The sequence below is a fragment of the Fodinibius sp. AD559 genome (genome assembly GCF_052712805.1).
This window is the reverse complement of the sequence record NZ_JBQPVW010000007.1, coordinates 183,519-201,612: the sequence shown is the minus strand read 5'-3', so window position 1 is coordinate 201,612 and position 18,094 is coordinate 183,519. Positions and strand designations below refer to the sequence as shown.

Here is an 18,094-nt window from a genome sequence, read left to right as displayed (position 1 = left end):
ACGATGGGATCCATGCCTGCTTCGGTGCCAAAGTCAGGGGTGTCAACTTGCGTGGGCTGCTCGATGTCGGCTTGCTCCTGGGTTTCGAGGCCGGGATCGGTAACCGAAGCGCAGCCGGTGAACAGTGCAATGCTAAAAATGATAGCGAGAAGTTTGTGTGTGATAGATTTCATAACTGATTCCTGATTTTGTGTTTAGATTAAATCTGTAACGTTGTGATTTTAGTGCATCCTGAAAAAGCCAGATTCGTAGCTCAAGGATATACTGGTAGACGAATACAAGAGTACTCAAAGTTTGATTTGTTACAAAAAAAGCTTTGTCTGCAAGCTATATTGTATAAAATTATTTTGTAACAAATTTATATTATAACTTAAATTTTTGTTTCTAATTATATTTAATACCAGATTATAAGAGTTATTTTATAATTATATGTTACGAGAAATATTAATATTTAGATAAATAATTATTTATCTAATTTAAAATTACATTCTAATATTTGTTTGCCAATTCAATAGTTATATATTAGAAAACAGAATTACTACGGAAGGCTTTTTTGTTCATTTGGTGATGAATGGGTCAGTTAATTTTAGGTTTATAGACTACCTTGAGTAACTCCAGAGTTGATTATTCGGAATTGGTATATGCTCTTCAGCAGAATAGGGAAGATGAGGCTAATGAGCTGCTGGAAGAACTAATGCATAGACTTAAAGACTACTTGCAAGTGGTGCTTAATGCCGATGAAAAAGACGCAGAGGAATGTACTCAACAAGCATTTCTTAATGTCTATGAACAGATAAAGAAAGACAATATCCGAGAGGAAAAATATATATTCAGCTATATGATTCGTGCATGCCGGCACGAGTATTTTCGTCTTTCCAAAGAGCAGCATCGTTTTAACAATCCTGTTGAAGATCATGAGGATCATTTGGTGGATCCCGCCGAGCAGTTCCAGAATCTAATGGATAAGGATCGTCAGGCTATTCTGGAGGCCTGCCTGAATGAACTCCGAGAAAAGTCGCGCACCTTTATCGAGTATTTTATTGACAAACCGGATGCTACTACCAAAGAAGCGAGTGCTCACTTTGACATCAGCGGAGCTAACGTACGTACTAAAAAATCGCGTATTCTAAGTCGATTACATCACTGTTTTAAACGCAAATGGCGGCAGTAGGACGTTAATTTTGTAGTTCTTTTGCGGATAGTATTTTGGAATCTACAATCATAAAAACCTGATCTTCTTTCGCCGGCTCAATTACGTGTGTACCTGTAAAGCCGCCAAAGGCTGGTAAAATTCCATATTTCTTTCCAAAATAGAAGCAGGGCAACTTCATTGCTTGTCGACCAGGGCCTTTTAGCTGAACTGCTGGATGAATATGTCCGCTTATAGGATATCTATTTTTATGGCGTTCAGAGAGGTCACTAATATCGTGTATAAATAGAAAAGGGTTTACTGATAACTTTTGAAATACATTTATAATCCCCTTGTGATAGTTCTCGGCGTCAAGAATATCGTGATTTCCAACAACCAAGCTTACTTCTAACTGGGAATGACTTTTTCGCCACTTGATGAACTGCTTCCATTCATTATTGATATTACTATGGAAGAGATCGCCCAAAATAATGAGGTGGTTGGGTTCTGTAAGTTGAACAATGTCATCGAGTTTGTTGAGGTTTGATTGTGCAATTTCCTCGGGAACAGCAATGCCATTCTTTCTAAAATGCCCGGATTTTCCAATATGCAGATCAGCAACCAATAGCGTTTTTCGCTTTTGCCAGTAAATTGCTTTTTGGGGTAATAGCCAGAGACGTTGATGCTTAAAGTTGAAGGCCCGTGCATTGGATGTCATAGCGAAAGGAAAAAGGTAATTATCTTGTATTAAAAAGAATATATTCTTGTTGTTATTTGGTATAGCTTTGCAGTATTAATGTATCAATTTATACATGCTTTTCGAGCTGTAATTGCATTCGCTGTACCCTATCCATTAGGTTTTCAGAGCTCAGCCGTTCACGCAATCGATCAACCATGATTGGGAATGCCAGTGGCGTAAATCGCTCGGTGGTTTTGAGTGTTATCTTTTGGGATTGAATACGTTTTAAAGCTCTCCGTAATCGGGTTTCATCAAGCTGATAGGAAAGCACTTCATCATAAGCCTGCTGGAGTAATAGGTTGTCTGGTTCATATTGATCAAATACATCAAAAAATAAACTCGACGAAGATTGCAGATGCCGACTGGCTTTTTGCTGGCCCGGGAACCCTTTGAAAATGAGTCCGGCAATATGACAAATACTGCGGAATCGCCGCTTGGCTAACTCGGTATCATTCAGGCTCGCAAAGATATCCTCAACGAGATTTTTGTCAGAAAAAAGATTTTGTGCAAGGGCTTCTTTTATGGGAATACTCTTATCTGAAAGCAGCTCAAAGCCATAATCATTCTTGGCAATAGAAAAGGTGATCGGTGTCAGTTGTGAAATACGATAGGCAATTAAAGCGGACATCCCTTCGTGGACATAACGTCCCTCAAAGGGATAAAAGAATAGATGGTGGCCTTCCCGAGAAGTCGTTTGTTCAATAAGCAATTCATCATCATCTGGCAAAGTGGACCAGTCATTTTGTACATCCAAAATAGGTTGAATCGTTTCAAGTTCAATATCATCGGCAGAGCCTTCAATAGCCTGATGCATTTTTTGGCGCAGTATATTGCTCATGTTTGAAGATAATGACATACGTCCGCCCATCCAGCTGGGTACTTTTGCTTTGAATGTATTAGCCCGGCGTACATAAGCGGTCATTTGTTTCGTTCGTACGAGTTCTAGGCTTCGCCCTGCAAACCAGAATTTATCCCCAGGTTTTAATGATGCAATAAACCATTCTTCGATACTGCCCAGATGTGCTCCATTTAGATATTTGACGCTCATCATGGTATCACTGGTTATCGTACCAATTGACATGCGATGGCGGCGTTTAATTTTTTTATCAACGACTTTATAGAGACCGTCTTCTTCAATCACTTTGGAGTATTCATCATAGGCCGAGAGTGATTGTCCGCCTGTAGTGATAAAATTCAAAATCCAGTTCCACTCTTTTTGAGTGAGTGTTTGATAAGCAAAGGTCGTTTTAACTTCCTCATAGATTTTATTGGGGATAAATCCATCTGAAACCGCCAGCGTGATAAGGTATTGTATAAGCACATCATGTGGTTTTAGGATGGGATCGCGGCTTTCGAGCGCTACTTTATGCCTGGCTGCAGTCTTAAGTGCAGCTGCTTCGATTAGTTCAAGGGCATTGGTTGGTACAAAGTAGATGCGGCTGGTAGATCCAGGTTGGTGACCACTGCGCCCGGCCCGCTGTAAAAAGCGTGCAACCCCCTTGGGACTACCGACTTGTACTACTGTTTCAACAGGAGTAAAATCAACGCCGAGGTCGAGGCTTGAAGTACAGACAACTGCTTTTAGTTGGCCTTCATGCAAGGCATCTTCAACCCAGCGGCGAACCTCTTTGCTGAGTGATCCATGGTGCAAAGCTATAGTACCCGCCAGTTCGGGTTTGGCTTCTAACAGTTGTTGAAACCAAATTTCTGATTGGGAGCGGGTGTTAGTGAAAATGAGCGTAGAGCGGCTTTCCTCAATGATGGGCAAAATCTTTGGCAGTAACTTTGTGCCAAGGTGACCCGACCATGGAAATTTTTCGACATCATCAGGCAGAACAGATTGTAGCTCTAACTTCTTTTCTATATCAGCTTTAATGATAACAGAATCTTCTTTAGTACCATCAGTTCCCAGCAATACATCATGGGCTTCTTGGAGGTTGCTGATCGTTGCCGAAATCCCCCAAATATTTAATTCCGGCCGCAGGTGTTTTAATCGAGACAAACCAAGTTCTACCTGAATACCGCGCTTGGATCCCAAAAGTTCGTGCCATTCATCAACGACAACAGCATCCAAATCAGAAAAGTAATTTTTATAACCTTTTTGGGCCATCAGGATATGCAAACTTTCGGGTGTGGTAATGAGCACCTCAGGCATCTGTTCTTTTATTTTTTGCTTTTTATAGGATGAGACATCACCAGTGCGACGGGCAATTTTCCACGGTATTTCGAGGTCATCAGCAACCTGCTGTAGTGCTTGCTCAATATCGCGGGCTAAAGCCCGGAGCGGAGTAATCCATAAAAGTTGGAGGTCATTGTCTGTGAGTTCGTTATATGTCTCCGGATGTTCATCAATCCATTGGATGAGCAGAGGCATATAGAGGGCGTACGTTTTGCCGCTGCCGGTGGGGGCATTCAGCAATCCGTTCTTTCCGGATAAAAAAGCTTCCCAAACTTTCCGTTGATAGTCAAATGGTTCCCATCCGCGTTGGGCAAACCATTGTTCAATATTTTGATAGCCGTCGTTTTTCATTAAGATGGAAATCTTGTTTATTTCAAATCGGGTAAGATTTATTAACGGAAATGATTTGAATATAATTTGTTTCTTTAGTTGACTTGATTATCTGCTTTAATTATTTAAAATAGATGGTTTGCGAGACAAGAATATTTCCAACTAAAATACAATTGCTATGTGGTTAAATATTGATTCCTTTGAAGAGTACAAAGAGGTTTATAATGATAGTATTGAAAATCGCGAGAAATTTTGGGAGCACGAAGCGGGGACGTTTTATTGGCGCGACCGATGGGATGAAACGCATAGTGGCAATTTTGAGGAGGGAAATGTAAAGTGGTTCGAAGGTGGCAAGCTGAATATTACCGAAAATTGCCTGGATCGCCACTTGAATACCATCGGTAATAAAACAGCCTTTATCTTTGAACCGAATCACCCAGATTCTTTTCGACGGACGATTACCTATCGACAGTTGCATGAAGATGTCTGCCGTTTTGCCAATGTTCTCGAATCTAAAGGTATTGAGAAGGGCGACCGTGTAGCAATTTATATGGCAATGACGCCGGAGTTGATGATTGCAGCCCTTGCCTGTGCTCGCATTGGTGCGGTGCATTCTATTGTATTTGCCGGATTTTCTGCGCAGTCGCTGGCCGAGCGTATTCAGGATTGCGATGCTAAAATGCTCATCACCAATGATGGGTTGCGACGCGGTGAAAAGCATGTACCCCTTAAAGATATTTCTGATGAAGCCCTTGAGGAATGTCCTACGGTTGAAAAGGTGGTTGTCTGCCAGCGTACTAACCGTGATATCAATTGGGTGGAAGGACGTGATGAATGGTGGCACCTGCTGATTCGAAATGCATCCAAAGAGCACGAAGCCGTAGAGATGGATGCCGAAGATCCGCTGTTTATTCTCTACACTTCCGGATCAACCGGTAAGCCCAAAGGACAGGTGCATACTTGTGGCGGTTACATGGTTTATACAAGTTATACATTCCGCAATGTATTCCAGGTTGAAGAAGATTCTGTTTACTGGTGTACGGCTGATGCGGGCTGGATTACAGGGCACTCCTACATTTTATACGGCCCATTGCTGAATGGTGCAACCAGTATCATCTTTGAGGGTACGCCAACCTATCCTGATCCCGGTCGTCTGTGGGAGGTCTGTGAAAAGTATAATGTGACGCACTTTTACACATCTCCAACAGCTATCCGCGCACTGATGAAAGAGGATATTGAATATGTTAACAAGTACGATTTAAGTTCGCTCGAAGTACTTGGATCGGTGGGTGAACCGATTAACGAAGAGGCTTGGCACTGGTATCACGATAAGATTGGGAATGGAAAATGTCCGATTGTTGATACGTGGTGGCAGACCGAGACGGGCGGTATCATGATTTCACCGCTGGCGGGAGTAACGCCAACCAAGCCCGGATTTGCTACACTGCCGCTGCCCGGAGTTGAACCTGCTCTCATGGACGATGATGGCAAGGAGATTAGTGGTAACGGCGTTAAGGGGAACCTTGTGATCAAGCAGCCATGGCCGGGCATGACCCGTGGAATATGGGGGAATCAGGAGCGCTATATGGAAACTTATTTTGAAGATTATCCCGGGTATTATTTTACGGGTGACGGCTGTCGTCGCGATGAGGATGGCTACTATCGCATTACCGGTCGTGTTGATGACGTGCTTAATGTTTCTGGTCACCGATTGGGAACGGCTGAAATTGAGAATGCCATTGACGAACATCCCAAAGTGGTAGAAGCTGCCATAGTGGGATATCCGCATGATGTTAAAGGCGAAGGTATTTTTGCCTTTATGACGTGTGACAATAGTATTTCGGAACCGGAAACGTTTAAAAAGGAAATCGATGACTTGGTTTCCAAAATAATTAGTCCTATTGCCAAGCCGGATAAAATTCAGATTGTTGAAGGATTACCCAAAACGCGATCCGGAAAAATTATGCGCCGTATTTTACGCAAAATTGCGGCCGGTGAAACCGATGATATGGGTGATACCTCAACGTTGCTTGATCCCAGTGTGGTGGAGGAAATCGTAGAAGGAACCGCATACTGATCGGCAATAGAATTTAGAAATATTTACAGGGACACATCATTAAGTTGATGTGTCCCTTTTTTATTTCATATCGAGAGGAAAAATCCAATGATGAACAATAAAATACTTATCACCAAAAGAATAAGTCGAAACCGGGTGCGCATCATTACAGGATGAAAAAATAAGCCGTATGTAAGGGGCTGATCGGCCAGCCAATCGTAATAGTGATGCCGATGTGCTTCGCCCAGTGCCATAGTTACATGACCGTGAAGAATAGTAATCATAAAGGGGATGGAAAATAGGCAACACCCTGTGTAAACGATGAACTGCTCAATCCCTGATAAGTTTGCAAGGTACCAGTAGGGCCAGGCGAAAAGTAGAAAAAACGGTACGCTGAGCATCCAGTTGATAATGCTGATACGCTTAAAATTCTTGGGACTGAGCTCTTGGTTCATAGTAATCGTGTGTTAGTTTATCCGCCTTGGTTGCTTTGGCAGAGTTTTCTTTCCAAATATGAATATACCAGTAAATGGGTATTGCAAACCCGTAAACAAGAAACACAACAACGATCCACAAAATTCGCTTTTCAGTGTCCAGAAAAGAGTTTTGAATAATATGAGCGATGTAAAAAATGAATAATCCCAAGGCAAGCAGAATAATGAGAAATGCGTAGGGAAGGATATAACTCAGATAGGAAAATAACATTAGGGGCATTTTGGGCTCCTGTGAAAAAAATACCGAGAAAAAATTAAAAGCGATAAAACCCAGAATGCTGATTGTAAATAGCAAGGGGAGGAATGTTAGTATCCCCAGAATGATTTTTGTAGATTTATTTAAGTTCATAAAAAGGGTCGAAAGTTAAATTTGACTGGCAATCAGCATCTCAATTTCGCGATAGGGCATATCGAAAATTTTGGAGAGTGATTTTTTGGTGAGATGTTTTTTATAAACGTAAGTGCCGTTGCGTAGGGCTGTGTTTGTCCATAAACATTCCCGAATTCCTCCCGCATCACCAATGGCCAACAGGTAGGGTACAATCACGTTATTAAGGGCATAAGTGGCAGTGCGGGCAACATTGGAAGGGATGTTGGGTACACAGTAGTGAATCACATCATGTGCCATAAATGTAGGCTTTGAATGTGTGGTAGCTTTGCTGGTGGCTATACAACCGCCTTGATCGATTACGGTATCTACGATAACGCTGCCAGGCTTCATGGAAGAGACCATCGGTTCGGTAACTAAACAGGGAGCACGTTCGCCTTCAGACATAGCAGCACCGATTACAACATCAGCATACTGCAGTGCCGATGACAGATATTGATAATTTGCCGTAGCGGTAATGATACGCCGGTCGAGAGCATTTTCGAGGTGACGGAGCCGCGCCAGATCGTTATCCATCACAAACACCTGGGCACCATATCCCAAGGCCGTTCGTGCGGCATATTCGGCCGTGATACCAGCTCCTAAAATTACAACAGTAGCAGGAGGAATACCTGAAATGCCACCCAGCATGATACCCTGTCCTCCTTCGGTTTTTTCAAGATAGTGGGCCCCAATTTGTACCGACATCGATCCGGTAATTTCGTGCATCATGCGAACAATAGGGAACTCTTTGTCTTCCCCTTTAATAAACTCAAAGCCAATGGCGGTAATGTTCTTTTTGATCAGAAGATCAATAAATTCTTCGGTGGTGTTACCCAGATGTAGCGCAGAAAGGAGAGTATGATCTTGCTCGAGAAGCTCCAATTCAGAATCCGACGGCGGTGCAACTTTAACAATCATATCAGACTTTTTGTACACCTCATCAATACCAAAAGCAATCTCTGCACCGGCGTCGGCAAATTCCTCATCGGTAAAGTGGGCTTCGGCACCGGCATCTTGTTCGATAAAGACCTCATGGCCGTTAGCTATCAACACCGAAGCTCCACCCGGCGTTAGACAAATCCGGCGCTCATCATTGGAGACTTCCTTTGGTACCCCTATCTTTAGGGAGATATTGGATTCCAATTTCATCAGGCGCTTTTCCAGCGTCTGTATTCCAATTTGTTCTGTTTCCAGGGGGTTGATATCCATATTTATTTATTTTACGAGAAGTAACGTAGCTTAATTTAATCTACCTACTGACGCTAAGCAAAAAAGACAATTATGAATTAGGATTTATGTCGCCAGTAATCAATATTTTGGTGTGTATAAAAAATCCCTAATTCTAAATTCCACATTCTTAATTCATATAAATGAGTATCCGACCAAAGAAAAGTTTAGGGCAGCATTTTTTAACCGACGAAAATATTATTGGCAAAATTGCTGATGCTATTCCTGCCAAAAAGGGAGAACGTGTTATTGAAATTGGTCCCGGGACGGGGGCTCTGACAGGTGCTTTGTTAAAACGGTTCGAAGATGTTGTTGCCGTGGAACTGGATCAGCGGGCGATAGAAATATTGAAACAAAAATTTGATGATTTGGAAATTCATCATGAAAACGTGCTGGATGTTGATTGGGAGGAGTTATCTATAGGGAAAGAAGAAACGCATGTAGTTGGAAATCTTCCATATTATATCACCAGTCAGATTTTGTTCTCATTACTTGAAAATCGTCATCTGATGTCCGATGCGCTACTGATGATGCAGAAAGAAGTAGCCGAGCGATTAGTGGCTGATATCCGGACGAAAGATTACGGAATATTAAGTGTACAAACACAGCTGATGTGCACGCCCGAAATCTTGTTCCCGGTATCCCGACATTGTTTTAGTCCGCAGCCAAATGTAGAAAGTGCCATTGTAAAGCTGACCTTTGATAAAGGGAGATTAAATTGTACGGATAAAAATCTCAAAACTGTTGTTCGAACAGCCTTTAATCAGCGGCGTAAAAAGTTAAGCAACTCTCTGAAGCCGGTCGTCAGTAAGGATAACCAGCCCAGCGGCTTCGACTTTGACAAGCGGGCCGAGGCATGGGAACCCTCCGAATATGAAAAGTTGACAGCACAACTTGTAGAAGATGGCATTTTGACCTGAAATTTCGACCACTCCATTTTCTTTATTTAAACTGTCGAAATTAAAACTATTTCTATTTAGCGATTTTAAGACTTTTGACGGCGGTCGTCGGATAAAAATGCTTTTCTCTCAAAGTTTGGTATGGTACTTGCTCACCTATAACCCTGTTGAAATTGATGTGATTTCAAACAGAGAATTTCAAAAGTATTAACAGCAATATTGCTGGATTTAAGAATTTCAAATTTCAACTAATAACTAAAATTAGGAGTCATACTTATGGCTAAATCTAAAATTAAACCGTTAAGCGATCGTGTTCTGGTTCAGCCAGCACCTGCGGAAGAGAAGACTGAATCTGGAATTATAATTCCTGATTCTGCAAAAGAAAAACCTCAGGAAGGAACTGTAGTTGCTGCAGGTCCTGGCAAGGTGGAAAACGGTAACAAGATTGATATGTCGGTAGCAGAAGGCGACAAAGTGCTTTATGGAAAGTATTCCGGCACTGAAGTTACGCTGGATGGCGAAGAGTATCTGATTATGCGAGAATCCGACATTCTTGGAATCGTTGACTAACGCAATTCTTTCAACATTTTTTCAAACAAAAACTCAATAAATTAAATAGGCAATTATGTCTGCAAAATTAGTTCATTACGATATGGAAGCGCGCGATGCTCTCAAGCAGGGCGTTGATAAGCTTGCGAATGCTGTCAAGGTCACCTTGGGACCGCGTGGACGAAACGTAGTAATCGAAAAATCATTCGGTGCACCAACGGTTACAAAAGATGGTGTTACTGTAGCAAAAGAGATTGAGCTGTCCAACAAGCGACAAAATATGGGCGCTCAAATGGTGAAGGAAGTTGCTTCCAAAACCAGTGATAATGCTGGCGACGGAACAACGACGGCTACCGTTCTTGCTCAGTCCATCATTCAAACGGGTCTGAAAAATGTTACGGCCGGTGCTAATCCGATGGAATTGAAGCGAGGCATTGACATAGCAGTTAAAGCTATTGTCGAAGAACTTCGTAAAACGAGCCAACCTGTTGGTGACAGTCTTGAAAGTATCAAGCAAATTGGTACTATTTCTGCCAACGGTGATGCAGAAATTGGTCAAAACATTGCGGATGCAATGGAAAAAGTTGGCCAAGATGGTGTTATCACTGTTGAAGAAGCCAAAGGTACCGAAACCTATCTCGAAACGGTAGAAGGTATGCAGTTCGACCGCGGATATCTGTCACCTTATTTCGTGACTGATTCCGAAAATATGGTCGCTGAAATGGAAGAACCTTATATCCTGATCTTCGATAGTAAGATCAGTAATATGAAAGATCTTCTTCCCATCCTCGAAAAAGTTATTCAAACCGGTAAGCCGCTGCTTATCATCGCTGAAGATATTGAAGGCGAAGCGCTGGCTACATTAGTTGTTAACAAGCTGCGCGGATCGCTTAAGATTGCAGCTGTTAAAGCGCCCGGATTTGGCGATCGTCGTAAGCAGATGTTGGAAGACATCGCAATCTTGACCGATGGTACTGTTGTTTCTGAAGAGCGTGGTTACAAGCTCGAAAATGCTACGCTTGATTTTCTCGGTACTGCTGATCGTGTCAACATCACAAAAGATGATACCACGCTTGTTGGCGGTCAAGGACAAGATGACGATATCCAAGCACGCGTAAATCAGATTAAAGGACAGATTGAGTCCAGCACTTCTGATTATGATCGCGAAAAACTGCAAGAGCGTCTCGCTAAATTGAGCGGCGGTGTTGCAGTACTCAACATTGGTGCTGCTTCTGAAGTAGAAATGAAAGAGAAAAAAGCCCGTGTTGAAGATGCACTCCACGCTACTCGTGCCGCTGTTGAAGAAGGCATTGTAGCTGGTGGTGGCGTTGCGCTGCTCCGTGCTCGCAAAGTACTGGATGAGTTAGAAGCTGAAGTACCGGATCAGAAAGTTGGGTTCAATATTGTTCGTCGTGCGCTTGAAGAGCCGCTTCGAATTATTGCCAACAATGCCGGTGCTGAAGGTTCCATCGTTGTGCAGAAAGTCCTTGAAGGCGAAGATGGCTTTGGATACAACGCTCGAACCGAGCAGTATGAAGATCTTATCGAAGCAGGCGTAATTGATCCTACTAAAGTAACACGCACTGCTCTTGAAAATGCTGCTTCTGTTGCTGGCTTGATGCTGACAACTGAAGCTATCATCTCTGATAAGCCTTCTGAAGGCGACGATGACGATGATGGACCTGCTGGCGGCGGTGGAATGCCCGGCGGCGGCATGGGAGGCGGTATGCCCGGCGGAATGGGCGGAATGGGTGGCATGATGTAAGCCAACCGTTCTTAAGAAACCGTCTTTCATAAGACGATTTAAAGCCTCGTCCCGATTTCGGGACGGGGCTTTTTTATTTGGTTAAGAATAAGTAGTAGTTCTCAGTTAGAAATTTTGGTGTTAGAATATAAAGCCGTTGAGCATCTCAATAAAATTATGTTTGTTAGAGTTCTTTCTGATGATAAACTACAATCTATAAAATACGACCATGATACTTGCTCCCATCGATTGGGCTATAATTGGAGCTTATCTATTGTTTTCTCTGCTCATTGGCGTATGGGTAATGCGCAAGGCGGGTAAGAACTCAGAGCAATTTTTTGCCGCCGGGAAGAATATGCCGTGGTGGCTGCTGGGGATATCGATGGTGGCTACTACTTTTTCCACGGATACGCCCAACCTGGTTGCTAATATTGTTCGAACCGATGGCGTTTCTGGTAACTGGGTGTGGTGGGCGTTTCTTCTTACAGGGATGCTCACCGTTTTTGTCTATGCCAATCTTTGGAAGCGTTCGGGCGTTCTTACGGATGTCGAATTTTATGAACTTCGTTATAGTGGCAAGATGGCGGCTTTTTTGCGCGGATTTCGCGCCGTATATCTTGGCTTTATTTTTAATGTGGTTGTAATGGCGACCGTATCGTTGGCGGCAATAAAAATTAGTGGAGTGTTAATGGGATTGTCTCCCGTTGAAACCGTAGTAATTGGAGGGCTTGTCACAGTTATTTACAGCTCACTTGGTGGATTACGCGGTGTACTGCTCACTGATTTTTTCCAGTTCTTTTTAGCTCTTGGTGGAAGTTTAATTGCTGCCTATGTGGCATTAAATCATCCTGAGGTTGGCGGACTCAGTGGATTGCTGGAACACAAAGAAGTAGTAGGTAAACTCAATATTTTACCCGACTTTTCTGATCCTTCGCAGGCTATTGGCATTTTTATTATTCCCTTGGTTATACAGTGGTGGAGCGTCTATTATCCCGGCGCGGAACCGGGTGGTGGCGGATATATTGCCCAGCGAATGTTTGCAGCCAAAGACGAAAATAACTCTATCGCTGCAGTCTTCTTTTTTAATGCCGCTCACTATGCCTTGCGTCCCTGGCCATGGATTATTGTGGGATTGTGTTCAATCATCGTCTTTCCCGAAGTTGCTGATTTAAAAGAGGCGTTCCCCAATGCTTCGGGCGTAGCCGATCACGATATGGGATATCCGGCAATGCTTACGTTTATCCCCACGGGTTGGCTGGGATTGGTGGTTGCCTCATTGACAGCAGCTTATATGTCTACCATTTCTACCCACCTAAATTGGGGATCTTCTTATTTGGTAAATGATTTTTATAAACGGTTTGTGCGTCCCGAAAGCTCAGAAAAAGAACTTGTGACTGTTGGTCGTATTTCTACTGTGATTCTAATGATTGTAGCCGGGGCTCTTGCTTTGCTTCTACAAAATGCACTCGATAGCTTTCAGATCATTCTACAAATCGGTGCCGGTACAGGACTGTTATTTATTCTTCGTTGGTTCTGGTGGCGTATTAATGCGGGGAGTGAAATCGCGGCTATGTTTATTGCTTTTGCCGTTGCTTTATATTTCCAGTTTGGCCATCCCCATACGGGGCTTCCGGAAGTTACCGGATGGCAGGAACTTATTATTGGGGTGATTGTAACGACCATTGGTTGGCTTTCGGTAACGTTTATGACGCGGCCTACGGATTATAAAACGCTCGTTAAATTTTGCGAGGCGGCACGTCCCGGCGGACCCGGCTGGCAGAATGTAATTAATCGTGCTAAAGAAAAGGGAGAAGATCTTGAACCGCTTGAAGATGAAGCATGGCGCGTTCCCCAGGGATTGCTTTGTATGGTCTTGGGATGTATCGCCGTTTATGGGGCACTTTTTGCCACCGGCTACTGGATCTACGGCAAGTGGATCCTGGCCTCTGTTATTACAGTTGTATCAGTCATAGCATCCATGTTACTCTACAAGGCATGGCGCAAGCTGATTAGAATTCGTCCGGATGAAGAGCTGTTTGAAAAAGAATAGCCGGAGATATTTGTTCTACAGCGATGCTATGGAATGAGATGTGCTTTGATAGGGTTCTTGGAATGCGTTGAAAGTTTTAAAATTTGGCAAAGTGTCATCCGAATTGTATTACGAAGTATTGGCGTAGTAGTACTTTTTTCAGCATGACATGAGGAGTTTTAATCTTTCTGTTTCTTTTCCTTTTCCCTCATCACCCAATCAATAAACAGAAACTCAAGTCCGGTGGCTTCGTATCCTTTCCAGTTTTTAATCATTTCCTGAAATTCTTCTTCGGAGGTATTATCGGGATCGCCGCCGTAGTTTAAGATAATCCATCGCCTGTGGCCCTTTTCTTTGCCTTTCTTTTTGTTGCTGGGGAAAACGGCATCGGGACGTTCACGGAAGAGCATCAGCTGCTGGGCGGAGGTGGGGCCTACGCCGCGTACGTTTGAAATCGTATCATAAAATTCGTCCGGGGGACATGTTTCCAGATGATGTAGATCCTGTTCACCGGAAAGCAGATCCTCTGCAAAGCCAATGATGAATTCGCCCTTGCGTTTGGTGGGACCGGGATCGAGCTGTCGGATGCCCATAGGCGTAGCCTTGATTAGCTGATGGGGCCGCGGCCAGGCCGGGATGTTTTCTCCCCCTGCATTGATGAGCGATCCGTAGTTCTTGCGCACGTTATAGACCATCTTTTTGGCTGTGGGTTTATGTGACAGCCGCATTTGAACAATGCGATTGATCGTGTCTTCAAAAAGGTTCGCGCGCGCCATTCGTTTGAATCCATAATATTCAGTTATTAAAGAACCTAAAACGGGATCATCAGCAGCCTGATCATAAAAAGGTCGCAGATCGATGTTGGTTCCAAGAATGCGTGCTAAGCTTTTGTTAGCTTGATCGATTTCTTCCTTGCTCAGGGGTTCCGGACTTTCAAAGTGAAATTCAGGATTTTCCGAATCTCCATTGAAAAAAGAGGTGACAAGAATATCTCGATCCTCTAATGGAATGGGACGGGTAAATCCCTCTTCAAAAAATTTTTCGGGATCGTGTTCGTGATCGAAATACTGATCAATATCTAAGCATAAAAACCAGTCGTGCGGTGGTATTGATTTAAGTGTCCAGGTACTCATAATAATAAATTAGGAATTTAGAATATAAAACTGGTATAATATATTTTAAATCTTCTCAACCTGTACTTGTTTCAGGATCTGTCTGTTCAATATAAAATGATGGATTTTTCTCTTGTTTCAACCGTTCTCTATCAATTTTCTGTTGATACATCCGTTCTACGTCTTTGAGTGTATCAGCGTCTTCGGGGGATAAATCCCAGCGAATAGCCTTAAAACGAGGGAGCCGCAGCGAGTAGTTTGCCTTGGTTCGTTTGTTTTCTTGAATGTCGTCAAACTCTAATTCTATGACAATTTCAGGAATAAGTCCCAGAGTAGGTCCGTATTTTTCGACGGTTAGCTCTTTAATGCGATCGTTTAATCGCTTCATTTCTTCATCGGTATAACCGGCATATGCTTTGCCAATAGGAATGTATTCTTCTTCGTAGCGCTCGTCTTCTGCAACCCGGATACCAAGCGTAAAATCAGAATAATATCCACCGCGTTTCCCGGAACCGGCATGAGCATACATCATTACCGTATCGAGTGTGCCGCCTGGCTTTTTGACCTTGAGCCACGATTTTCTACGCTGACCGTATTCATAAGTACTGTTAATTTTTTTTAGCATAAGACCCTCATTGCCGTGAGCCAAAGCACGTTCAAATAGTTCATCAAGATGGTCACGGTCTTCGACTTCAAATTGATTGGTAATAGGAAGATCATGGGTTCGCGATAATTTGGTAAGTAAATTGCGGCGTTCCTCAAGCTTCTTTTCAAAAATGGGACGCTCGTCATGATAAATCAGATCATAGGTGATAAATAAGACCGGGTATTTATCCATGATATCTTTGTCTGGCTTTTTACGCCCCATCCGTTTTTGCAGCAGTTGAAAGGGCAGTATTTCATGATTTTTATATACACAGATTTCACCATCCAGAACGACATCAGGCAAGTCTTTTTTCAAGAAAAATTGCACAATTTCGGGAAAAGAATGGGTAATGTTATTGAGATCGCGAGAATAAAGTTCAACTTGTTGTTCGCTGACATGAGCTTGTGCTCGCATACCGTCAAATTTTTCTTCTGAAATGTAACCATCAAGATTATCCAAGGCGCGACTCTCTATTGGTGATGCGAGCATGAAAGAAAGAGGGTGAAAGAGTTTGAATCTGGCTTTATCCAGATTATCCTGTTTACAGAGTACGGCTGTTTTTCCAATGCTGCCGGTAATCATGTGGGCGTAGCGGACTTCATCGAGCTCTTTTCTAAAAGCTTTGGCCAGTGCTGCAACCACGCTTTTGGTCTCAAAGCCGATACGCAAGGATCCCCGCGTCATAATTCGGATAAAGAATTTAATCTCGATCGGCGTCATTTGTTTCCAGGCATTCCGTAGAATTTGTTGTTTATCTGCCCGCGAGGAAACATTGTGAATGTCTTCGTAAATTGATTCGATCTCTCGAAGACTTAGTTGGGCTGGCTCGCGCTTTTTGCGAGCCGCCTCGATGTTGTTCATCAGCTTTTCAATGGCTTCGGAAGCGCTGCCCAGGGCTGTTTTGCAAGGCTTAAATACTTTTTCGTAGTCAATCTCGCAAAAGTCGGCCGCACAAGTTGAGTAGGTGCGACTGCCTACCGTTGCTCTTTTCCCTGAGATGGATGGAAAAGCCCCCTCACCCAAGAATTGAGCCGCAAGATTTAGGTCTTGACCATCAAGAGACCGAAAGTATTGGCTACAACTGGAGATCTTCGCATTCGTGCTGCGCGTTTCGTTAATCTGTTGTGCAATTTCTGCCAATTGTTGGAAAGAATTCTCAGCCATAGCTAATCATCTTCTTCTATTTCCATATCTAAAAATCGTGACTCGATATTTCGTTTATCCAAATAGTGTTGTACCACATCGGCATTGGGAGTATGCGTAATATGAACCATTTGGGGATTTAACTCTTCACATAGGCGAATGAGCTCAAAAAAGTCGAGATGGTCAGACAGGGGAATGAGTTTGTGTACGGTCAATTGACTGCGAGCCGCTTCGCGTGTCGCCCAACCTGAACAATAGGCAATGCGTTTCTTTCTGACGTTAGATGCAAACCCATTGTTAAGTGCAGAATTAGTCGTAATTAGAACTTTGCCTTCACAGGTCTCACGGTCATAAGATTCGTAATGGCCCAGATCGACACCGGCCTCCTCATACACATCACACATTTTATAACCTGCTCCATGGATCTGTACTGTATGTTCCAGCGGTGCCAGAAGATGCGTCACTTCTTGTGCTTTGCCTAAATTATAGGCTAAAAATATTGGTGTATATCCATCTTCGAGGGAGTTCGAGGCAAATGAACGAATTTCCCGTCCGAGCTTATCATGAGAATCCCATTTATAGATAGGCAGTCCAAAGGTGGCTTCGGTGATAAAGTGGTCAACCTGATCGGGAATGGAAAATCCCTCTGAAGCCGGAGACGGAGGCGTACGATAATCGCCGGTATAGAGAACGGAGTTCTCATCACTTTCTACAAATATCATTGCCGAGCCGAGGATATGCCCGGCGGGATAAAGAGTGACTCGTGCCTTATCAGTTTCTATTGATTCGCCGAAATCCAATACCGTTGCATTGCCCTTGTAACCACGGCGTTGCATGAGCTTTAGTGTATTGGGTGTACAGTAAACGCTGCTCTTGCGATTGCGCGGCATATGGTCGGCATGGGCATGCGAAATAAAGGTATGCTGGGTATCGGTCCCGCTGTAGTCAAAACCTATGTTAAGATCCGGGAGCAGAATTCCGTGATATCCTGCCTTGGTAATATTCATGACATTGGATGTCGGGTGATTACTAAGTATGCCAGCAGAAATATAGCTGATCCCACTGCCACCATAATGGCACCACTTCTTTTAATAATGCCGGGTAGCTGTTGGTTAGCTTTAATGAGCGTTCGACTTTGCTCCCAACGCACCAGCTGAAGTCCTGCTATATATACAACGAATAAACTCCAAATAGTAAAGAGAAGTTCAATCCATGAAAAAGGCGTAAATGAAAGTACGAGTCCGGGAAGAGTGAAAAGAAAGAGATATTTTAAGATCCTGATAAATAGTGTCGGTGGTTTTTTGTGATCTGCTTTATTGATTAAATAGTTAGCAATCTGGTCTTTTTTGAGGATAAAATACCCTCCGGTTCCAATCAAAGAAATAGCCAGTACGGAATAGTAAAGGGCGAACCATTTTGTTGAAAAGCTTTCCAAATCCATGATTGCA

Annotated in this window: 14 protein-coding genes; 6 read left to right on the top strand and 8 right to left on the bottom strand. The window is 43.1% G+C overall.

Annotated elements, in window-relative coordinates; genetic code table 11:
• Positions 1 to 604: 604 nt before the first annotated feature.
• Positions 605 to 1,171, top strand: a complete 567-nt coding sequence (locus ACQ4LT_RS13260) for an RNA polymerase sigma factor (RefSeq protein ID WP_445666540.1) — start codon at positions 605 to 607, stop codon at positions 1,169 to 1,171.
• 4 nt (positions 1,172 to 1,175) lie between these two features.
• Here ACQ4LT_RS13260 and pdeM read toward each other — a convergent pair whose 3' ends face one another.
• Together pdeM and ACQ4LT_RS13250 are read right to left on the bottom strand one after the other, a co-directional pair.
• Positions 1,176 to 1,847: a ligase-associated DNA damage response endonuclease PdeM gene (gene pdeM / locus ACQ4LT_RS13255; RefSeq protein ID WP_445666539.1), complete on the bottom strand. Its 672-nt coding sequence runs from the start codon at positions 1,845 to 1,847 to the stop codon at positions 1,176 to 1,178.
• Positions 1,848 to 1,935: 88 nt separating this feature from the next.
• Positions 1,936 to 4,398, bottom strand: a complete 2,463-nt coding sequence (locus tag ACQ4LT_RS13250) for a ligase-associated DNA damage response DEXH box helicase (protein ID WP_445666538.1) — start codon at positions 4,396 to 4,398, stop codon at positions 1,936 to 1,938.
• A gap of 157 nt (positions 4,399 to 4,555) precedes the next feature.
• Here ACQ4LT_RS13250 and acs point away from each other — a divergent pair, with 157 nt between their 5' ends.
• A complete protein-coding gene (acs, locus tag ACQ4LT_RS13245) occupies positions 4,556 to 6,454 on the top strand; it encodes an acetate--CoA ligase (RefSeq protein WP_445666537.1) in 1,899 nt (632 codons plus the stop codon).
• Between the two features lie 65 nt (positions 6,455 to 6,519).
• Here acs and ACQ4LT_RS13240 read toward each other — a convergent pair whose 3' ends face one another.
• Together ACQ4LT_RS13240 and ACQ4LT_RS13235 are read right to left on the bottom strand one after the other, a co-directional pair.
• Entirely contained in the window at positions 6,520 to 6,888 is a 369-nt protein-coding gene (locus tag ACQ4LT_RS13240) for a hypothetical protein (protein WP_445666536.1), read from the bottom strand.
• A gap of 403 nt (positions 6,889 to 7,291) precedes the next feature.
• Positions 7,292 to 8,506 (bottom strand): alanine dehydrogenase, encoded by a 1,215-nt coding sequence (locus ACQ4LT_RS13235; protein WP_445666535.1) that lies wholly within the window; start codon positions 8,504 to 8,506, stop codon positions 7,292 to 7,294.
• A gap of 161 nt (positions 8,507 to 8,667) precedes the next feature.
• Here ACQ4LT_RS13235 and rsmA point away from each other — a divergent pair, with 161 nt between their 5' ends.
• The 4 genes from rsmA (at position 8,668) to ACQ4LT_RS13215 (ending at position 13,766) form a co-directional block, all read left to right on the top strand.
• Positions 8,668 to 9,444 carry a 16S rRNA (adenine(1518)-N(6)/adenine(1519)-N(6))-dimethyltransferase RsmA gene (gene rsmA, locus ACQ4LT_RS13230; RefSeq protein WP_445666534.1) on the top strand — a complete coding sequence of 259 codons (777 nt, stop codon included), beginning with the start codon at positions 8,668 to 8,670 and terminating at the stop codon, positions 9,442 to 9,444.
• 255 nt (positions 9,445 to 9,699) lie between these two features.
• A complete protein-coding gene (gene groES, locus ACQ4LT_RS13225) occupies positions 9,700 to 9,993 on the top strand; it encodes a co-chaperone GroES (protein WP_342520783.1) in 294 nt (97 codons plus the stop codon).
• 55 nt (positions 9,994 to 10,048) lie between these two features.
• Positions 10,049 to 11,737, top strand: a complete 1,689-nt coding sequence (gene groL / locus ACQ4LT_RS13220) for a chaperonin GroEL (protein WP_445666533.1) — start codon at positions 10,049 to 10,051, stop codon at positions 11,735 to 11,737.
• 208 nt (positions 11,738 to 11,945) lie between these two features.
• Entirely contained in the window at positions 11,946 to 13,766 is a 1,821-nt protein-coding gene (locus tag ACQ4LT_RS13215; protein WP_445666532.1) for a sodium:solute symporter family protein, read from the top strand.
• Positions 13,767 to 13,924: 158 nt separating this feature from the next.
• On the opposite strand, the gene ACQ4LT_RS13210 is transcribed toward ACQ4LT_RS13215, so the two are convergent.
• From ACQ4LT_RS13210 to ACQ4LT_RS13195, 4 genes are read right to left on the bottom strand one after another with little or no spacing between them, the layout of a single operon-like run.
• A complete protein-coding gene (locus tag ACQ4LT_RS13210; RefSeq protein WP_445666531.1) occupies positions 13,925 to 14,878 on the bottom strand; it encodes a DNA-3-methyladenine glycosylase family protein in 954 nt (317 codons plus the stop codon).
• Positions 14,879 to 14,933: 55 nt separating this feature from the next.
• The gene (locus ACQ4LT_RS13205) at positions 14,934 to 16,667 is read right to left on the bottom strand and encodes an ATP-dependent DNA ligase (protein WP_445666530.1); all 1,734 of its coding nucleotides are present in this window, start codon (positions 16,665 to 16,667) and stop codon (positions 14,934 to 14,936) included.
• A gap of 2 nt (positions 16,668 to 16,669) precedes the next feature.
• Positions 16,670 to 17,653, bottom strand: coding sequence for a hypothetical protein (locus ACQ4LT_RS13200; RefSeq protein ID WP_445666529.1), 984 nt, complete (start codon positions 17,651 to 17,653; stop codon positions 16,670 to 16,672).
• Positions 17,650 to 18,087, bottom strand: a complete 438-nt coding sequence (locus ACQ4LT_RS13195) for a hypothetical protein (protein ID WP_445666528.1) — start codon at positions 18,085 to 18,087, stop codon at positions 17,650 to 17,652. Before ACQ4LT_RS13195 ends, ACQ4LT_RS13200 begins: the two co-directional genes overlap by 4 nt.
• Positions 18,088 to 18,094 lie beyond the last annotated feature (7 nt).